The organism is Brachyspira sp., from assembly GCF_050873525.1.
Classification (GTDB): domain Bacteria; phylum Spirochaetota; class Brachyspiria; order Brachyspirales; family Brachyspiraceae; genus Brachyspira.
The window spans coordinates 1-3,673 of sequence record NZ_JBNMIZ010000245.1; the positions used below are offsets into that span (position 1 = coordinate 1).

Sequence of the window (3,673 nt, forward strand, 5' to 3'; positions counted from 1 at the left end):
TAACTAAACAAGGAATTTTTATTTTCCTTGATAAGCTATCGAAAGTAAATTTGATTAAAGTTAAAAAAGATTTAAATAAATTTAAAAAATATTTTTGAAATAGAAATTTTAAATAATTATTGTCTAAAATATAATTTTTGCTTTGCTTTGCTTTGCTTTGCTTTGCTTTGCTTTGCTTTGCTTAACAAAGTTACAGTAGTTTCTTTCATAATTTACTAATCCTTTGCTATTTAGCTTTAATTTTAGGTAAAATATAACATGGATTGGAAAATATGTCAATACTCAAAACAAATTTTTTTTTTAAATTCGCTAAAAGCATGTAGTCGCCAGTATTCCATTTTATCTATGGATTGCTTGGCGTTTGGACACAGTCCGCTTCACTATGTGGGCTTTTAGCCTAGCGCCGACTTTGTCGCCACACCGCAATTTTTATTATCTATTAATAATAACAAACTTTATCACCAAAGGCACGCATAGCGAAATTAAGTCAATACTAAAATTTGTTATTTTTATAAAATTTATCGGCTTTTATATTTATAAGTTTAATTTTTCTAAAAATAAAATCAAGCGAAATCTTTCAAATGCCCTTTTGAAACTTTTTTGAAAGCTCGCAAATAATATTTAATATCGTCCAAATCTCTTATGGATAAAATTTTATGAGCCAAAAATCTCGGAGTAAAACTCAAATTATAAAGTTTCTGTATCCATTCTTTTATTTTCTGCTCGCCGACTTCCGTTTTCATTATCGCTTGACGCATATCGTAATCTTCCCAATTTTCCGTGAGAAGCAAATTATCCGCTTTGCATTGATTAAATAATTCGGTTCCGGGATATGGAATTATTATCGTAGCCTGCATAGTTTTCGCATAACCTTTAAGAAGAAGTTTTTTCGTAAGCTCGTAAGTTTTTTCAATATCTTCTTCCGTTTCCCAAGGATAGCCAAGCATAACCGTTATATGAGGAGAGAGTCCCGCATCAGCAGCGGCTTTGCAAGACGGCAATATTTCTTCGGCTTTGTTTCCTTTCTTTAATTTATCCAATGTATTTTGACTCGCCGATTCCAATCCGAATAATAAAAATCTAAATCCCGCTTTTTTCATTAATCTATATTCTTCTTCATTTACCGAACCGAAACGCATATTGCAATCCAAATTTACTTTTTTATTTAATTTTCTTTCTATCATAATATTGCAAAAATCGTTTAGCCATTTCTTTATTGGAAAACATCCCGTGTCGTCCATTATTTCTTTTATATTATATTTGTTATATAAAAACTCTATTTCGTCAACGACATTTTCCGCAGTCCGCGCTCTAAAATTTGTATATATTCCCGTCCAAGAACAGAAAGTGCAGCGATGATGCCAGCAGTCTCTTCCCGCCATTATATAAGTTCCCGGTATTCGTTTGAAATTTCCGTTATCGTAAGCGTATCTTTTCCACTCGGTTAAATCTCTATCGATAAAGGGCAAAGTTTTTAAATCATGTCTCAATTCGAACATTCCCGTATTTTTTATAATTCCGTTTTCTCTGTAATATATTCCTTTTTCCAATTCGCTTTTTCCGTTAAGATATTCTATTAAATTAAGCAAAAGAAAATCGTAATCTCCTCCGCATAATAAATAATCGACTTTGCAATTTTGCATCGTCTCTTCGGGCATTGCAGTAACATGGTCTCCACCTATAACTACTATAGTTTTAGGATATTTTTCTTTAAGAGTATTCGCTATTTTCCAAGCTTTATATATCACAGGAGTTTTAACTTCAAAAAATAATAAATCGGGAGTATTTTCATCCAAATATTGATACCATTGAGTAGAGTTCATATTTCTTGCAATCGCGTCAATGAAAGCGACTTCATAACCCGCGTTTTTTATCATTGTCGCAGCAGTTGCGGGAACTACGGGATAAATATAAGTCGGACTTTTGAACCATTGAAACTGTCTGTTTTGTGAAAGAAGCGCCACTCCCCTATCGCTTTCAAACGGAGGATAGCCTATATATATTTTATTTATTTTATTCATATTTTTACCCGCCTCTTGAAATTAATTTTAATAAATAGAATTTTATTGTTAAATATTTATTCGTATCAATTCTTTCAAGGATTTCAGTCATGATAAATCCCTTGTTTTAGAATAAAATTGATTAGATAATTTTTCAGTTTTGCAATGAAAAAACAGCCAAAAATTATAATAATGGCTTGTATTGTATTGTATTGTATTGTATTGTATTGTATTGTAGAATTTACATCCGCTCATTTTTCAAAATTCCTTTTTTTAGTTTTAATAATTCTATCAATTTATGGAAATTATATCATAATTTATAAAAAATATCAATAATTTAAAACAAAAAATTCTCAAACATTTAACTAACAGATATAAATACTTTTATTATTTAATATTCGCTCCGCTGTCTAATAAAAACGAGGCTATTTCAAAATGTTTATTCGCTAAAGCCTTCATTAAAGCTGTCCATCCGTTATCGTCTTCGGCGTTAATATTCGCTTCATTTTCCACTAAATATTGAACTAATTCCAAATCTCCGTTTCCAGATGCAATCATTAAAGCGGTTTCTCCATATTCCCCGTCAATATCCGCTCCGTTATCGGCTAAAAGTTTTACAGTTTCTAAATTCCCTTTATTTGAAGCTTCTTTTAATGCTGTATATCCGTTTTTATCGAAAGCGTTAATATTTTCCACTCTTCCCGCCAAATATCGAACCATTTCTAAATTGCAGTTTTCCGATGCAATCATTAAAGCTGTTATTCCGTCATTGTTTCCTATATCTACATTTGCATTATTTTCCGCTAAATATCGGACTAATTCCAAATTATTATTTTCTGTTGCAATCATTAAAATAGTATTTCCATTATTATCTTCAGAGTTAATGTCCGCTCCGTTTTCCACTAAATATTTTACCGTTTCTAAATTCCCATTTTTTGAAGCGATAGTTAAAGCCGAAAAACCTTCGTTATCTTTATCGTCAATATATGCTCCGTTTTCCGTCAAAAGTTTAACGATTTCTAAATTATTATTGCCAGAAGCTCCCATCAAAGCCGTCATTCCGTTTTCGTCTTTAATATTAATATCAGCTCCGTTGTCTATCAAATATTTAATTGTCTCTAAATTTCCTCCGCATGAAGCTCCCATTAAAGCTATAGAATTATCAAAATCGTTTTCAGAGTAATTAATAGCGCCGTTTTCTTCCAAATATTTAGCCGTTTCTATTTTTCCTTCGCTCAAAGCAAGCATTAAAGCCGTATAACCGCCAAAATCCGAAATATTAACATCCGCTCCGTTGTCAACCAAAATTTTAACGGTTTCCAAATCTCCTCTATATGAAGCCCACATTAAAATAGTAAAACCAAAGCTGTCTTTAGCATTAATATTAGCTCCATTTTCTACTAAAAGCTCAATAATATCAAAATTTGATTCTAAAGCGGAATATGTTAATGCATTTTCTCTATATTCGTTCGCTATAGTATCAATATTTGCTCCATTATCTATTAAAAGTTTAGCTGATTCATAATTTCCATTATATAAAGCGAAACTTAATGGCGTAATTTCATAATTATCATCTTTTATTGCCACTTGAATTTTACTGTCAATATCAATTTTTTCTTGTTGCAATATAGAATTTAATTCTTCAATATCATTATTTGCTATAGCTTCTATTA

The 3,673-nt window shown here is 30.9% G+C and carries 2 protein-coding genes; both read right to left on the minus strand.

Translation table 11 applies throughout. From position 1 onward, the window contains the following. Window positions 1–563: 563 nt before the first annotated feature. Window positions 564–2,021, minus strand: coding sequence for a B12-binding domain-containing radical SAM protein (locus tag ACR0QS_RS11970; protein WP_432633683.1), 1,458 nt, complete (start codon window positions 2,019–2,021; stop codon window positions 564–566). Between the two features lie 366 nt (window positions 2,022–2,387). Further along, a partial coding sequence (locus ACR0QS_RS11975; RefSeq protein WP_432633684.1) for an ankyrin repeat domain-containing protein occupies window positions 2,388–3,673 on the minus strand: 1,286 nt, incomplete at its 5' end.

Excerpts from the sequence above, each read along its gene's own strand:
- ACR0QS_RS11970 (WP_432633683.1), bottom strand. The coding sequence starts at position 2,021 with ATGAATAAAATAAATAAAATATATATAGGCTATCCTCCGTTTGAAAGC.